Source organism: Pseudomonas sp. SA195 (genome assembly GCF_054131565.1).
On record NZ_CP096392.1, the window covers coordinates 3,907,447 to 3,922,396 of the forward strand.

The window sequence follows — 14,950 nt, forward strand, 5'->3', positions numbered from 1 at the left end:
TGCCCGCCGTGCCCACGATGCGCACGGCGTATCGACCTGCCCATCCGATGGACGCCCACATGCACGCACCCGCACGAACAGGCAAAGCCGGCGCCGGCCGGCTGGTCGGCCTTGGCCTGTTGCTGGCCGGCCTCGCCTACCCGTTCGTCGTGTACGGCGCCCGGGATTCGTTGTCGCCCCGGCTGTTCGCCCTGCTGCTGGGTGTGCTCTGGCTGGCACGGATGCTCACCGCCCAGCAAACCGCGATGAGCCGCACGATGACCGTCACCGCCCTGCTGTTTTGCCTGCTGCTGGGCTGGGCGGACGACACCGCACTGCTGCTCTGGTACCCGGTGCTGATCAGCCTCGCGCTGCTGGGCCTGTTCGCCGGCAGCCTGATCGCTGGCACGCCCGTGATCGAGCGGCTCGCCAGGTTGAGCGAGCCGGACTTGCCACCGGCGGCCGTCCGCTACACCCGCACGGTGACCTGGGTCTGGGTTGGCTTTTTCATCCTTAATGCCAGCGCGGCCGGCGCACTCGCGCTCTGGGCACCGCTGGCCTGGTGGACGTTGTATACCGGACTGATCGCCTATTTGTTGATGGGTGCGCTGTTCGCTGGTGAATGGCTGGTTCGCCAGCACGTCAGGAAAAACGCATGAACTGGATAGCCCTGGAGCAGCTGCTGGAAACCGCTGCGCCCGACCGCCTGGTAACGCTGGAGCCCGCGCTTGGCCACCTTGAGCTTCGCGAGCAGGCCTTGCGCCTGGCTGCCGGCCTGCGCCGCCGTGGTGTACGCCGGATCGCCGTGCACCTGCAGGATGCCGCCGAGCTTGCCGTCACGCTGCTCGGCGCCTGGCGAGCCGGTGCCGTCGTGTTGCTGCCGGCCGACCTGCAGCCGGCCAGCCGCGCCCGTCTGCACGATCAGGCGGAGCTGTGGATCAGCGACCATTCTTGCGATACGCCCGTGCATAGCTTGTTCGAGGAACCGCTCGAAGGCGCGCGGCTCGAACTGGACCGGACATGCCTGGTCTTGTGCACGTCCGGCTCCAGCGGCGAGCCCAAGCTGATCGACAAGACGTTGCGGCAGCTCGCCAACGAAGTGCAAACGCTCGAAGCCCTGTGGGGCGAAGCGCTCGGCAACGCCTGCGTGATCGGCAGCGTGGCCGCTCACCATATCTACGGGCTGCTGTTCCGTGTGCTCTGGCCGCTCTGCGCCGGACGCCCTTTTCTCCGTCAGGCGCAGCCCTTTTCCGAAGATCTGCAACTGGCCAGCCGTGAGCATCCGAATTTTTGCTGGGTCGCCAGCCCGGCGCTCCTCAAACGCATGGGCGACAACCTGGACTGGTCAGCGCTGCGCAGCGTACGCCAGGTGTTTTCCTCGGGCGGGCCGCTGGAGGCTGAGGTTGCTGACCGCTTGGCCCAACGCCTCGGTCAGGCGCCGACCGAAATCTTCGGCAGCTCCGAAACAGGCGGCATCGCCTGGCGCCAAGGCGGCCTGCTGTGGCAGCCGTTCGCCGGCGTCCAGCTCAGCCAAGATGAGCGCGGTGCCCTGCGGGTCGAATCGCCATGCCTGCCAGCCGGGCATATCGAGCAGACCGCCGATGCGGCAAACCTGGAGCCGGACGGCCGCTTCACCCTGCTCGGGCGACTGGACCGGATCGTCAAACTCGAGGAAAAGCGCGTCTCGCTGCCCATGCTGGAACGTGCGCTCGCAACTCATCCGCATGTCGCCGATGCACGGCTCGGCGTGATTCGGGAAAACCGAGCCTACCTCGCCGCCTTGGTCGCATTGAGCGATGCCGGCCTGCATGCCCTGCGCAACGGTGGTCGCCGTGCCCTGACCGAGGCGCTGCGTCACCACCTCTCGGCGCATTGCGAAGCCATGGCACTGCCGCGCCGCTGGCGCCTTGTGCGCGACCTGCCGCTCAACGAGCAGGGCAAGCTGCCTCAAGCCCGGGTCGACGCCCTGCTCCAGGCGCCGCGCCCGCTCCAACCAGATCGGCTGAGCGCGCAACTCGACGATGACCAATGGCACCTTGACCTCGCCATCCCGCCCGATCTGGCCCATTTCTCCGGCCACTTCCCGCGCACACCCGTATTGCCCGGCGTGGTGCAGATCGATTGGGCGCTGGCCTTGGCGCGCGAACTGATCAGCGATCTGCCGGCGCGCTTCGGCGGCATGGAAGTGCTCAAGTTCCAGCAGCTGGCCCGCCCTGGCGATCGCTTGCGCCTGACGCTGCGGCTGGACCGCGAGCGGGGCAAGTTGTACTTCAACTACCACAACGGCGAGGCGCCCTGCTCGTCCGGACGCATCCTGCTGGGAGACCCCGCATGACCAGCCTCATCCCGGCGAACCCGCTCGCCGCCAAACCGCATCGCGTTGCCGAGCAACTGGCGCTGGCCATTGATGACGACTGGTTCAAGCCCTGCGCTGTTATCCCGGTCTACAACCACGAGCGCGCCCTACCCGCCGTGGTGCGCGCGCTGCGTGAGCAGGACATGCCGTGCGTGTTGGTCGACGATGGCTCGAGCCCGGCTGCCGCTCAGGTGCTCGACGCCCTCGCGCAGCAGCCCGACGTATATCTGCTGCGGCACGCGAGCAACCAGGGCAAGGGCGGTGCCGTCAGCAGTGGGCTGCGCGAGGCGGCTCGCCTGGGTTTCAGCCATGCCTTGCAAGTGGACGCGGATGGCCAGCACGATCTCAGCGCCGTTTCGCTGTTTCTCGACCGAGCCTGCCAAGCGCCTGAGGCGGTGATCTGCGGCTACCCGCTGTATGACGCCAGCGTGCCCAAGGGCCGGCTATATGCGCGATACCTGACCCATGTCTGGGTCTGGATCAACACCCTGTCGCTGTCGATTCGCGACTCGATGTGCGGCTTTCGCGTCTATCCGCTGCGCCAGACAATCGCCTTGCTCGACTCGGTGCACCTGGGCAAGCGGATGGACTTCGATACCGAAATACTGGTGCGCCTGTACTGGCAAGAGCAACCGATGGTCTGGTTGCCGACCCGTGTGCACTACCCAGCCGACGGCGTTTCGCATTTTCGCCTGTGGCACGACAACCTGCTGATTTCGGCGATGCACGCGCGGCTGTTCGGCGGCATGCTCGTGCGCGCGCCGAAACTGCTCTGGCGGCGGTGGCACGGATGACCGAGCGCGGCGCTGCCGACACGCATTGGGCCGGGCATCGCGAGCGCGGCAGCTTTGCCCTGATGAAGCTCACCGCCTGGGCGGTGCGGGTCATCGGCCGCAAACCCATGGCACCGGTGCTTTACCTGATCGTGTTGTACTTCTATCTGTTCGGCCGCCGCGCCCGGCAAAGCGCCTGGACTTATCAGCGCCACCTGGCCGACTGGAGCGGCCAGCACGCGTTGGCACCGAATGCAGGTTCGGTCTACCGCCAGTTCATGGCCTTCGCCGATACGCTGCTCGACAAGCTCGACGTCTGGGGCGGGCGCCTGTCGCTGGACAAGCTGGTGCTGCACGACCCCGCCAACCTGCATGCCGATCTCAAGGCGCCGCGCGGCCAACTGCTGGTCGGCTCGCACCTGGGCAACCTCGAAATCTGCCGCGCGCTGGCCGAGCTGGGCCGCAAGGTCACCATGAATGTCCTCGTACACACGCGCCACGCCGAACGCTTCAACAAGCTGCTCGACGAATCCGGAGCCGATCGCCTGCGGCTGATTCAGGTCAGCGAGCTGGACCCAGCCACCATGCTCGATCTGTCCCAGCGCCTGGAGCGGGGCGAATGGTTGGCGATTGCCGGGGATCGGGTGCCTCTGCATGGTGGGCGCACGGCGGTCGTCGATTTCCTCGGCCAACCGGCGGCCTTTCCGCAGGGACCATGGCTGCTCGCCGGCCTGCTGCAGTGCCCGGCCAATCTCTTGTTCTGCCTAAAACAGGGCGAGCATTTCCATGTCTACCTCGAACCCTTCGCCGAGGCCATTCGCTGGCGTCGCCGCGAGCGAGACGCCGTGGTGAGGCAATGGGCGCAGCGCTATGCCGATCGGCTGGCCGCACGCTGCCTGGAAGCGCCGCTGCAGTGGTTCAATTTCTACCCTTTCTGGAATACCGATGAACGACGCCCCGACTGAGCCTGTGATCTTCGGCGAGAACCTGCTGCGCATCGAAGATGTGCTGGACGTCGCGCAGCAACGCGTGCCGTCGCAACTGCAGGCCGATACGAATTTTCGCGCTCGCATCGCGCGTGGTGCGCAATTTCTCGACACCCTGCTCGACCGCGAAGGCGTCATTTACGGCGTCACCACGGGGTATGGCGATTCCTGCGTGGTCGCGGTGCCGGTGCACCAGGTCGAAGCGCTGCCGCGCCACCTGTTTACCTTTCACGGCTGCGGCCTGGGCAAGCTGCTCGACGCCGAGGCCACCCGCGCCGTACTGGCGGCGCGCCTGCGCTCGCTGACCCACGGCATGTCTGGCGTTCGCCTGGAACTGCTTGAACGCCTGCAGGCCTTCCTCGCCCACGACGTGCTGCCGTTGATTCCTGAGGAGGGCTCGGTCGGCGCCAGCGGCGACCTGACCCCATTGTCCTATGTCGCCGCGACACTCTCCGGCGAACGGGACGTGTTGTTCCAAGGCAAGGTACGTAGCGCCGCCGACGTGCATCGCCAGCTCGGCTGGGCACCGCTGACGCTGCGGCCGAAAGAAGCCTTGGCGTTGATGAACGGTACCGCGGTGATGACCGGCCTCGCCTGCCTGGCATTCGCCCGGGCGGACTACCTGCTCAAGCTTGCCACGCGCATCACCGCGCTAAACGTCGTCGCCATGCAGGGCAACCCCGAGCATTTCGACGAGCGCCTGTTCGCCGCCAAGCCGCACCCCGGCCAAGCCCAGGTCGCCGCCTGGCTACGCGAGGACCTGGCCATCGACGGTCCAACGGCACCGCTGCATCGCCTTCAAGACCGTTATTCCCTGCGCTGCGCGCCGCATGTCCTCGGTGTGCTGGCCGACAGCCTCGGTCTGCTGCGGCAGTTCATCGAGACCGAACTGAACAGCGCCAACGACAATCCGATCATCGACGCCGAAGCCGAGCGCGTGCTGCACGGCGGGCACTTTTACGGCGGGCACATTGCCTTCGCCATGGACAGCCTGAAGAACCTCGTTGCCAACGTTGCTGACCTGCTCGACCGCCAGCTCGCCCTGTTGGTCGACACGCGGTACAACCACGGTCTGCCGAGCAACCTGTCCGGCGCGCCGGCTGCCACCGCGATGATCAATCATGGTTTCAAAGCCGTGCAAATCGGCGCCAGCGCCTGGACGGCCGAGGCGCTGAAGAACAGCATGCCGGCCAGCGTGTTCTCCCGTTCCACCGAGTGCCACAACCAGGACAAGGTCAGCATGGGCACCATCGCCGCTCGCGACGCCTTGCGTAGCCTGAAGCTGACCGAGCAAGTCGCCGCCGCCACGCTGATCGCCGCCCAACAGGGCGTCTGGTTGCGACAGCGACAGGACGGCGCGCGCGCCCTGCCCACCGCGCTCGCACAGATGCATGGGGCACTGAGTGAAGATTTCCCGCCGCTGATCGAAGACCGTGCGCTGGAAAGCGAGTTGCGGCTGTGCCTGGCGCGCATCCGCGCACGCCACTGGAGGCTCTATGCGTAAGGAAGGTGTTTTGCAGGCCGAGGTGGAAATCCTGGTGCCCTTTTTCGACGTCGACTCGATGGACGTCGTCTGGCACGGCCACTACGTGAAGTATTTCGAAATGGCGCGCTGCGCCCTGCTCGACCGCATCGGGCACAACTACGTGCAGATGCGCGACGCCGGCTACGCCTGGCCCATCATCGACATCCAGCTGCGGTACGTGCGCGGCGCCCGCTTCAACCAGCGCATCCGGGTACGCGCCGATCTGGTGGAGTGGGAGCACCGCCTGAAGGTCAACTACCTCATCAGCGATGCCGAAACGGGGGAGCGCATGACTCGCGGTACCAGCGTCCAGGTCGCGGTCGAAATCGCCACCCGCGAGATGCTGTTCGCCTCGCCACGGGTGTTCATTGACGCGGTCGAGCGTGCGCTGTGTTGACCCGCACTGTCTGGCAAGCCTGGCTGGCCCTGATGCTGCTCACCGTGGCGACCGGCGCGCGGGCCTTCGACCTGCGGCAGCTCGAGGCGCAGCTGAGCGAGCCGGCGGTCATCCGCGGCACGTTCGTTCAGGAAAAGCACCTGCGCGCCCTGCCCCAGCCGCTGGTCAGCAAGGGCGTCTATGTCCTGGCCCGCGAGTACGGCTTGCTCTGGCTGCTGCGCCAGCCCATCGAGCAGGACTACCGCATCACTGATTCCGGCGTCGCGCGGCGAAGTGCCGATGGCTGGCACATGACCGACCAGCAACGCGCTGCCGCGCAGCACAACCGCCTTTTCCTGGCCGTGTTGCGCGGCGATTCGTCCGCCCTGGCACGTGATTTCGCGCTCGACCTGAGCGGCACCGCGCAACGCTGGCAGCTCGAACTGACACCGCGCTCGGCCCTGCTCCGGCAGATTTTTTCTCGCATTCTGATTAGCGGCGGTGCAACCCCGCAGCGGATCGAGTTGTTCGAAAGCCAGGGCGACCGAACACTGTTGATGCTGGAAAACAGCCAGATCGACGACCAGCTGAGCGCCGACGAGCACCATGACCTCACCTACTGACGAAGCGCTCAAGCCGCCCGCCTGGCTGCTGCCGCTGTTTCTCCTGGCGATGCTCGCGCTGGTCGGCCTCAGCGCCTGGCAATGGCGCAACGGTCCGCCGGTCACCGCCAACCTGCTGCAACTCTTGCCCAGTGGCGCACCGGATGCGCTCGAACAATTGGCCGAACACCGCATGCAGGAGCCGCTCAACCGCGACCTGATGCTGCTGGTGCACCATGCCGACGATCCAGTCGCCCAGCGTCTGGCGCACACGCTGGCAGGCGAGCTCCAGGCGAGCGGGCTTTTCGCAACGGTTCGCGATTCGCTGGAGGCGGATGTGCCCGCGCTGCGCCGCCAGCTCGCCGACCAACGCCTCGCCCTATTGGGGGACCAGGCCCGCCAGACCTTGATCAGCCAGCCCGACGAGTTTATCGAGCACCGGCTGCAGCGGCTCTATGCCCCTTTCGAAGGGGCAAGCCTGGTGCCTATCGAACAGGACTGGTTCGGCATCGCCGATCTGGCGCAACGTCAGCTACCGCAGCCGGGCAATGTGCAGGCGCGCGCTGACGGCACGCTTGTAGCCGTCAGGAATGGCCAGCGCTGGCAGGTGATACACGCGCAGATACAGGGGGACGCGTTCGACGATGACGTGCCGCTTCAGGTTGCCGATCTGATCGACCGCGCGCGCCAGCGAATAAGCACTGAAGGCGGCGAGCTGCTCGCCGCCGGAGGGCTGCTGCATGCCGCTCATGGCCAGCGCCAAGCCCGAGAGGAAGCCAGCCTGATCGGCAGTGTCTCGTTATTCGCGACCCTGGCGCTGCTGCATCTGCTGTTTCGCACCCCCCGGGTGTTATTGGTCGCACTGCCTGTGGTGGTCGGGGCCCTGACCGGCGCGGCCGCCTGTATCGGCGTGTTCGGCCAAATCCATGTGCTCACGCTGGTGCTGGGTGCCAGCCTCGTCGGCGTCAGTATCGATTTCCCGCTGCACTACCTGTCCAAGAGCTGGACGCTGCAACCCTGGCGCAGCAATCGTGCGCTACGCCTGACGCTGCCCGGCCTGGCCCTGGCGCTGGGCACCAATGTCATCGGCTATCTGGCGTTGGCCTTCACGCCGTTTCCGGCGCTCACGCAAGTCGCCGTGTTCTCTGCCGCGGGGCTGGTCGGCGCGTTCGCCTGCGCCCTGTGCCTGCTGCCCGCGCTGATCGACACGCCACTGCACCCATGGCCGGCGCCGCTGCGCTGGGCGGGCGTCTGGCTGCAGGCCAGGGCGACGCTACTACAGCGGATCGGAACCCCCTGGCTGCTTGCCGCCTTCGTCTTGTTCTGCGTCGGCGGCGTATGGCAGGTCGACTTCCGGGATGACCTGCGCCAGTGGATCAGCCGCGACGCGGGGTTGCAGGAGCAGGCCGAGCGGATCGGCGATATCACAGGCTTTCAGCCCACCAGCCAGTATTTCCTGATCCGCGCCGAGACCGCTGATGAGCTGTTGCAACGCCAGCAGGCTCTTGCCGATGAGCTCGACAACCTGGTCGCCGCCGGGCAGCTACAGCGGTACCTGGCACTCAGCCAGCTCGCCGCCCCAGAGGTCGCGCAGGCCAGCCTCAGCATCGCCTTGCCCCAGCTGCTCGAGGCCAGCGCGCCGCTCCTGGCGCTGGGCGTCAGCGAGGCACAGCTGCAGGCAGAGTTGGCGCGGCTGCAGGCCATGGCGCCGGTATCGCTGGACACCGTACTGTCCGGTCCGCTCGCCGAGCCATGGCGTAGCCTCTGGCTGGGTCGCCAGGCCAACGGTTCTGTCGCCGGGCTGATCAGCCTGCAAGGCCTGCGCGACACGTCGGCGTTGGTCGGTATCGACAAGGGCATCGCCGGCGTTCGCCTGGTCGACCGCCCCGCCGAACTCAACCAGCTGTTTGCCGCTACCCAGCGGGAAGCGGCACTGCTCAAGCTTGCGGCAGCGGCACTGATATTCCTGATGCTGTGCCTGCCCTTCGGTTGGCGCGGGGCGCTACGCTGCTTGTCCGTCCCCCTACTCGCCGCGCTTGGCAGCCTGGCGAGCCTCGGCTGGCTGGGCCAGCCGCTGACCCTGTTCGGTCTGTTCGGCCTACTGCTCGTCACGGCCATCGGCGTCGATTACGCCATTCTCATGCGTGAACAGGTCGGCGGGCCGGCCGTCAGCCTGGTCGGCACGCTGCTCGCCGCGATCACCACCTGGCTCAGCTTCGGCCTGCTCGGGCTGTCCAGTACACCAGCGGTCAGCAATTTCGGCCTGGCGGTGAGCCTGGGTCTGCTGTTTGCCTTCCTGCTCGCGCCCTGGGCGGCGCTGCGCAGCACGGTGCCGTCATGACTGCCCGTGCCCTTTCGGTGCCGCTGCCTGCAGCGGCACGCAATCGTCTTGCCACCCTGTCGCTGACAGGCAAGGAAGCCGCCCGGCTGCAATGCCAGGCACCCCACACCCTTATTGTCGAGTCGAAAAATGACCAAGGCATTCGAACAACGTAGCGTCGTCGTCATCGGCGCCGGCCCTTCGGGCGCCATCGCGGCCGCCCTGCTCAAGCGCAAGGGCCACGATGTGCTGATCCTGGAGCGCCAGCGCTTCCCACGGTTCTCCATCGGCGAAAGCCTGCTGTCGCACTGCCTGGACTTCGTTGACGAGGCCGGCATGCTGGAAGCCGTCCAGGCCGCGGGCTTCCAGACCAAGCACGGCGCCGCCTTCGCCTGCGATACGCGCTACACCGAGTTCGACTTTCGCGACAAATTCACCGAGGGGTTCGGCAGCACCTACCAAGTCCAGCGCGCCGACTTCGACAAGCTGCTGGCCGACCAGGCCGCGCTGCAGGGGGTCGAGATCCGTTACGAGGAGGAAATCGTCGCGGTCGACTTCGACCGGCAGCGCCCACACCTGCGGGCCCGCCGCCAGGATGGCAGCGATTACACCCTCGAGGCCGAGTTCGTCCTCGATGCCAGTGGTTACGGCCGCGTGCTGCCGCGGCTACTCGACCTCGAGGCGCCGTCCAGTTTCCCGGTGCGCCGTGCGGTTTTCACCCATATCGAGGATCGCATCGACGACCCGGCCTTCGACCGCGAAAAAATCCTCATCACGACGCACCCCGACTTGCGCGACGTCTGGTATTGGACGATCCCGTTCAGCAACGGCCGCTGTTCGCTGGGTGTGGTCGCCAGCGCCGAGCGCTACCAGGATCGCCCGGACGACCTGGACGCCTGCCTCAAGGCCTTCGTTAACGAAGCCCCTAACCTGCGGCGCATCCTTGCCAATGCTGTGTGGGACACGCCGGCGCGGCTGATCGGCGGCTACTCAGCCAACGTCAAGTCGCTGCACGGCCCGGGCTTCGCCCTGCTGGGCAATGCGGCAGAATTCCTCGACCCGGTGTTCTCATCCGGCGTGACCATCGCGATGCGCTCGGCCAGCATGGCCGCCGCCGTGCTGCACAGGCAGCTGTCGGGCGAAACGGTCGACTGGGAAGCCGAGTTCGCCGCCCCGCTCAAGCGCGGGGTGGATACTTTCCGGGCCTATGTGGAGGGTTGGTACGATGGCAGCTTCCAGGACGTCATCTACTACCCGCACGCACAACCGGAGATCCGCCGGATGATCAGTTCGATCCTCGCCGGCTACGCCTGGGACTTGAAGAACCCCTATGTCGCCGAACCCAAACGCCGCCTCCGCGTGCTGGCCGAGCTGTGTGCCAGCGCCCCGGCCTGAGCGGCACCCCATGATCCGCCTGCTGTGCTGGCTGCCGCTGCTCCTGCTGGCCGCCTGTGCCCGCGGCCCGGTGCTACCCGCGCATACGCCGGATCTGGCGCTGCCGCTGCAGCTCCATGTGCAGCGGCGCGAAGGCGCCGAGGTGCGTGACTGGCTGCTGGTTATTCAGAAGGAATACCCGGGGCTCCGCTGGTCGTTGCTCGACCCACTCGGCGTGCCCCTGGCGCGCCAGGTCCTGCGTGACGGTGCCTGGCAGGCGGATGGTCTGCTGCCGCCGAACGCCGCGGCGCGCGAACTCTTCACCGCGCTGCTATTCGCGCTCGCGCCGGAACCCCGGCTACCCGACCTATATCCCGGGCGGGACTGGAGCGTCGAACCCAACAGACGCATCCTGCGCATCGACGCTTCGTCGGCCTGGCAGGTCCGCTACCACGACGATGGGCATTTCGATCTCGACGTCGGGCCGTCGCTCACCTATGGTGTCGCCCCCATTGAAAACACCGGAGCTGCCGCGCCATGACCGCCTACCTGCACGCCCTCGGCGTGGTCTGCGCGCTGGGCCGCGGCAAGGCTGAAGTTGCCCGGCGATTGCTGGCCGGGGATCAGTCCGGCATGCAGCGGCGGCAAGTGACCGGCCGCAGCCTGCCGGTCGGCGCCGTGACCGCTGCGCTGCCGGACTTGACCGGCGAGCCGCTCCGATACCGGACGCGCAACAACCAATTGCTGCTGGCCGCATCGGAGGAGATCGACGCAGACATCCAGGCGGCCATCACTCGCTTCGGCCGCGCGCGTATCGGCGTCGTCATCGGCACCAGCACCAGCGGCATTCAGGAAGCGACCGAAGGCCTGGCCGATCGGACGCGCCACGGCGAGCTGCCCGCCGATTATCACTATGATCACCAGGCGCTGGCCGCGCCGGCGAGCTTTCTCAGCGATCGGCTGCACCTTGGCGGCCCATGCTACGCCATATCCACCGCCTGCACGTCCGGCGCCAGGGCGCTGCTGAGTGCGAGCCGGCTGCTAGCGGCGGGGGTGTGCGACGCCGTGCTTTGCGGCGGCGTCGACACGCTCTGCGATCTCACGCTGCAAGGCTTCAGCGCCCTTGAAGCCACCAGCACCCAGTGCTGCAACCCGTTCTCGGTCAACCGTGACGGCATCAACATTGGCGAAGCGGCGGCGCTGTTCCTGATGACCCGTGAGCGTGCGCCGCTCGCGCTGCTCGGCGCCGGCGCCAGCTCCGACGCTCACCACATTTCCGCACCCGACCCAACGGGCCGCGGCGCCATCGAGGCGATGCGCCAGGCACTGGACCAGGCCAAGACAGAGCCGGGGCAGATCCACTACCTGAACCTGCACGGCACGGCTACCACCCATAACGACGCCATGGAAAGCCACGCCGTCGCGGCATTGTTCGGGGACAGTTTGATGTGCTCGTCGAGCAAACCGATGACGGGGCACACCCTGGGCGCTGCCGGCGCGCTCGAAGCCGCGTTCTGCTGGCTGGCAATGTCGGCCTACAATCCCGCTCGCCTGGTTCCGCCGCACCGCTGGGACGGCCATACGGACCCTGAACTGCCTGTGCTGCAGCTTGCCTCGGTCGGCACCACCCTTCCTGTCGGAGGCCCGCTGCGCATGATGAGCAACTCCTTTGCGTTTGGCGGTAACAACATCAGCCTGATCCTGGGAGAGACGTCATGATCGACTGGCCCGTCGCCTCGCTGATCCCCCACGCCGGCGACATGATTCTGCTCGATGCCGTATCGCGCTTCGATGCCGAAAGCCTGGAGGCCCACCTTCACGTCCGCCCCGGCGGCCTGCTCAACCTCGCCGACGGCAGCCTGCCCGCCTGGGTCGGCGTCGAGATCATGGCCCAGGCCGTCGCGGCGTTCGCCGGTTGCCAGGCGCGCCTCGCCGGCCTGCCGGTTGAACTGGGCTTCCTGCTCGGCACACGCCAGTACCGGTGCGATGTGGACCGGTTCCCGGCCGGCTGCGACCTGCAGGTTCGCGTCTTGCGATCGCTGCAGGACGACAACGGCATGGGCGTCTTCGAATGCCATCTGGACGGCCCCGGCCTGCACGCCGAGGCGCGTCTGAACGTTTATCGGCCGCCAGAAGTGGCGAGCTATCTGCAAGAGCCAGCACCATGAGTGAAACCATCCTCGTCACCGGGTCGAGCCGCGGCATTGGCCGGGCCATTGCCCTGCGCCTGGCCCGCAACGGCCACGACATCGTTCTGCATTGCCGCGCGCGACGCGACGAGGCCGAAGCGGTCCAGGCACAGATCCAGTCGCTCGGCCAGCAGGCGCGCGTACTGCAGTTCGACGTGGCTGATCGGCAAGCCTGCCGCGAAGCGTTGGAAGCGGACATCGAGGCGCATGGTGCCTACTACGGCGCGGTCTGCAATGCCGGCCTGACCCGCGACGGGGCCTTCCCGGCATTGGGCGACGATGACTGGGATCTGGTCATGCGCACCAACCTGGACGGCTTCTACAACGTCCTGCACCCACTGACCATGCCGATGATCCGCCGACGCCAGCCCGGGCGCATTGTCTGCATCACCTCCGTTTCAGGGCTGATCGGCAACCGCGGTCAGGTGAACTACAGTGCGTCGAAGGCAGGCGTGATCGGCGCCGCAAAGGCCTTGGCGGTGGAACTGGGCAAGCGTCGCATCACGGTCAACTGCGTCGCGCCTGGGCTGATCGACACCGACATGCTCGACGAGAACCTGCCCATCGAGGAGATGCTCAAGATGGTCCCAGCGCAACGAATGGGCACGCCAGATGAGGTAGCCGGGGCTGTCGCCTTCCTCATGTCTGCCGAAGCCGCCTATATCACCCGTCAGGTGCTGGCGGTCAACGGCGGGCTCTGCTGATGAAGCGCGTAGTCGTCACCGGCATGGCCGGTATCACGTCGTTGGGCAGCGACTGGGCCAGCATCGAAGCCAACTTCAGCGCCAACCGCAGCGGCATCCGGCGGATGGACGAGTGGGACCGTTTCACTGAACTCAACACCCGCCTGGCCGGTCCGGTGGACGACTTTGCCGTGCCCAGACACTGGACGCGTAAACAACTGCGCAGCATGGGGCGGGTGTCACGGCTGTCGGTACGAGCCGCCGAACAGGCGCTGGCGCATGCGGGATTGCTCGAAGACGCCTCGATTCGTGACGGCCGCATGGGCGTGGCCTGCGGGTCGTCCACCGGCAGCACCGAAGAGATCAAGGCATTCGGCAACATGCTGCTGAACTCGGTTGCCGACGGGCTCAACGCCAACTCCTACATCCGCATGATGCCGCACACCACCGCGGCCAATATCAGCATCTTTTTTGGCCTGACTGGTCGGGTAATCCCGACGTCCAGCGCCTGCACCAGCGGCAGCCAGGGTATCGGCTACGCCTATGAGGCGATCAAGTTCGGTCGGCTGCCAATGATGCTCGCCGGCGGCGCCGAAGAGCTCTGCGCTACCGAGGCGATGGTCTTCGATGCACTCTATGCGACCAGCCTGAAGAATGATGCACCGCACACCTCGCCACGTCCCTACGACGCTGCACGCGACGGTTTGGTGATCGGTGAAGGCGCCGGCATGCTGGTGCTCGAGGAGCTGGAGCACGCCCTGGCGCGGGGCGCCACTATCCATGCAGAGCTGGTCGGCTTCGGCAGCAACGCCGACGGCCAGCATGCCACCAAGCCGGAACAGGCCACCATGCGCCGCGCCATGGAACTCGCCCTCGAAGATGCCGGTCTGGCGGCGGATGCGATCGGCTACGTCAACGGCCACGGCACCGCCACCGAGCAGGGCGACATCGCCGAGAGCCTGGCGACCCAGTCGCTGTTCGGCTCGCGCATGCCGATCAGCTCGCAAAAAAGCTTCCTTGGCCATACGCTCGGCGCCTGCGGCGCGCTCGAGTCCTGGTTCAGCATCGAAATGATGAACAGCGATCGCTACATCCATACGCTGAACCTGGACGCCATCGACCCCCGCTGTGGCGAGCTGGACTACCTCGTCGGCGCGCCGCGGGCCATGCAGCACGAATACGTAATGAACAACAATTTCGCTTTCGGCGGCATCAATACCTCTTTGATTTTCCGCCGCTGGGCTTGAGCTTCCCCAAAACACCGCAAGGAGAATGCAATGAAGAAGAACGGATGGATCGGCGCGGCACTCATGCTTTGTGCTCTGCCCGGAATCAGCCAGGCGCGGGACACCACCCATTACCTGCCCTTCGACCAGGTCGTGGCCGAGGCGACCGCCTCCGGCAAGCTCGACGGCAGTGTGAAGTTCTACCTGGCCAAGCGGCCGAGTGGCGCGGAGATAGTTCGCAGCGGCGTTACCACGAGCAAGAAGACCAACGCCTTCAACAAGTCAGACGAAGCTGCATGCAGCTGGGCCCTGCAATCCGCGCTGATCGGCATGGAAAAGGCGGCCAAGGCGGCGGGTGCCAATGCGGTGGTCGACATCGCCAGCAACTACAAGCACGTCGAGTACAAAGACAGCGAGAAGTATGAGTGCCACGCCGGCGCGATCATGGCGGGTGTCGCCCTGAAGGCCAATCTGGCCAAGGTCAAATAAGCCCCTCGGCGCCCCTTCGGCGGGCGCCGACTCCCACCGGCTGTCGCCAGCCATTCGCCCCACCGAACGACA

At 66.6% G+C, this 14,950-nt stretch carries 15 protein-coding genes; all 15 read left to right on the forward strand.

All coding sequences use genetic code 11. From position 1 onward, the window contains the following. The first annotated feature begins 59 nt into the window (after nucleotides 1–59). The 15 genes from M1D78_RS18305 to M1D78_RS18375 all read left to right on the forward strand — a co-directional run bounded on the left by M1D78_RS18305 (nucleotide 60) and on the right by M1D78_RS18375 (nucleotide 14,878). Entirely contained in the window at nucleotides 60–638 is a 579-nt protein-coding gene (locus M1D78_RS18305; RefSeq protein WP_437421389.1) for a COG4648 family protein, read from the forward strand. Further along, nucleotides 635–2,314 carry an AMP-binding protein gene (locus M1D78_RS18310; RefSeq protein ID WP_437421390.1) on the forward strand — a complete coding sequence of 560 codons (1,680 nt, stop codon included), beginning with the start codon at nucleotides 635–637 and terminating at the stop codon, nucleotides 2,312–2,314. The genes M1D78_RS18305 and M1D78_RS18310 overlap by 4 nt, the downstream gene beginning before the upstream one ends. After that, the gene (locus tag M1D78_RS18315) at nucleotides 2,311–3,129 is read left to right on the forward strand and encodes a glycosyltransferase family 2 protein (RefSeq protein ID WP_437421391.1); all 819 of its coding nucleotides are present in this window, start codon (nucleotides 2,311–2,313) and stop codon (nucleotides 3,127–3,129) included. The genes M1D78_RS18310 and M1D78_RS18315 overlap by 4 nt, the downstream gene beginning before the upstream one ends. Then, complete coding sequence (locus M1D78_RS18320) at nucleotides 3,126–4,073, forward strand: LpxL/LpxP family acyltransferase (protein ID WP_437421392.1); 948 nt, start codon at nucleotides 3,126–3,128, stop codon at nucleotides 4,071–4,073. Before M1D78_RS18315 ends, M1D78_RS18320 begins: the two co-directional genes overlap by 4 nt. Then, entirely contained in the window at nucleotides 4,054–5,598 is a 1,545-nt protein-coding gene (locus M1D78_RS18325; protein ID WP_437421393.1) for an HAL/PAL/TAL family ammonia-lyase, read from the forward strand. Before M1D78_RS18320 ends, M1D78_RS18325 begins: the two co-directional genes overlap by 20 nt. Continuing rightward, a complete protein-coding gene (locus M1D78_RS18330) occupies nucleotides 5,591–6,016 on the forward strand; it encodes an acyl-CoA thioesterase (RefSeq protein ID WP_437421394.1) in 426 nt (141 codons plus the stop codon). The genes M1D78_RS18325 and M1D78_RS18330 overlap by 8 nt, the downstream gene beginning before the upstream one ends. Before the next feature lie 32 nt (nucleotides 6,017–6,048). After that, complete coding sequence (locus tag M1D78_RS18335; protein ID WP_437421972.1) at nucleotides 6,049–6,618, forward strand: outer membrane lipoprotein carrier protein LolA; 570 nt, start codon at nucleotides 6,049–6,051, stop codon at nucleotides 6,616–6,618. Beyond that, complete coding sequence (locus M1D78_RS18340) at nucleotides 6,602–8,938, forward strand: MMPL family transporter (RefSeq protein WP_437421395.1); 2,337 nt, start codon at nucleotides 6,602–6,604, stop codon at nucleotides 8,936–8,938. The genes M1D78_RS18335 and M1D78_RS18340 overlap by 17 nt, the downstream gene beginning before the upstream one ends. Before the next feature lie 129 nt (nucleotides 8,939–9,067). Continuing rightward, nucleotides 9,068–10,312, forward strand: a complete 1,245-nt coding sequence (locus tag M1D78_RS18345; RefSeq protein WP_437421396.1) for an NAD(P)/FAD-dependent oxidoreductase — start codon at nucleotides 9,068–9,070, stop codon at nucleotides 10,310–10,312. A gap of 10 nt (nucleotides 10,313–10,322) precedes the next feature. Beyond that, nucleotides 10,323–10,832: a hypothetical protein gene (locus tag M1D78_RS18350; RefSeq protein WP_437421397.1), complete on the forward strand. Its 510-nt coding sequence runs from the start codon at nucleotides 10,323–10,325 to the stop codon at nucleotides 10,830–10,832. Further along, complete coding sequence (locus tag M1D78_RS18355) at nucleotides 10,829–12,010, forward strand: beta-ketoacyl-[acyl-carrier-protein] synthase family protein (protein ID WP_437421398.1); 1,182 nt, start codon at nucleotides 10,829–10,831, stop codon at nucleotides 12,008–12,010. The genes M1D78_RS18350 and M1D78_RS18355 overlap by 4 nt, the downstream gene beginning before the upstream one ends. Then, a complete protein-coding gene (locus tag M1D78_RS18360; protein ID WP_437421399.1) occupies nucleotides 12,007–12,459 on the forward strand; it encodes an ApeP family dehydratase in 453 nt (150 codons plus the stop codon). Before M1D78_RS18355 ends, M1D78_RS18360 begins: the two co-directional genes overlap by 4 nt. Next, nucleotides 12,456–13,184 carry a 3-oxoacyl-ACP reductase FabG gene (fabG, locus tag M1D78_RS18365; RefSeq protein WP_437421400.1) on the forward strand — a complete coding sequence of 243 codons (729 nt, stop codon included), beginning with the start codon at nucleotides 12,456–12,458 and terminating at the stop codon, nucleotides 13,182–13,184. The genes M1D78_RS18360 and fabG overlap by 4 nt, the downstream gene beginning before the upstream one ends. Further along, nucleotides 13,184–14,410, forward strand: coding sequence for a beta-ketoacyl-ACP synthase (locus M1D78_RS18370; RefSeq protein WP_437421401.1), 1,227 nt, complete (start codon nucleotides 13,184–13,186; stop codon nucleotides 14,408–14,410). The genes fabG and M1D78_RS18370 overlap by 1 nt, the downstream gene beginning before the upstream one ends. 30 nt (nucleotides 14,411–14,440) lie before the next feature. Continuing rightward, nucleotides 14,441–14,878 carry an excinuclease gene (locus tag M1D78_RS18375; protein WP_437421402.1) on the forward strand — a complete coding sequence of 146 codons (438 nt, stop codon included), beginning with the start codon at nucleotides 14,441–14,443 and terminating at the stop codon, nucleotides 14,876–14,878. Nucleotides 14,879–14,950 lie beyond the last annotated feature (72 nt).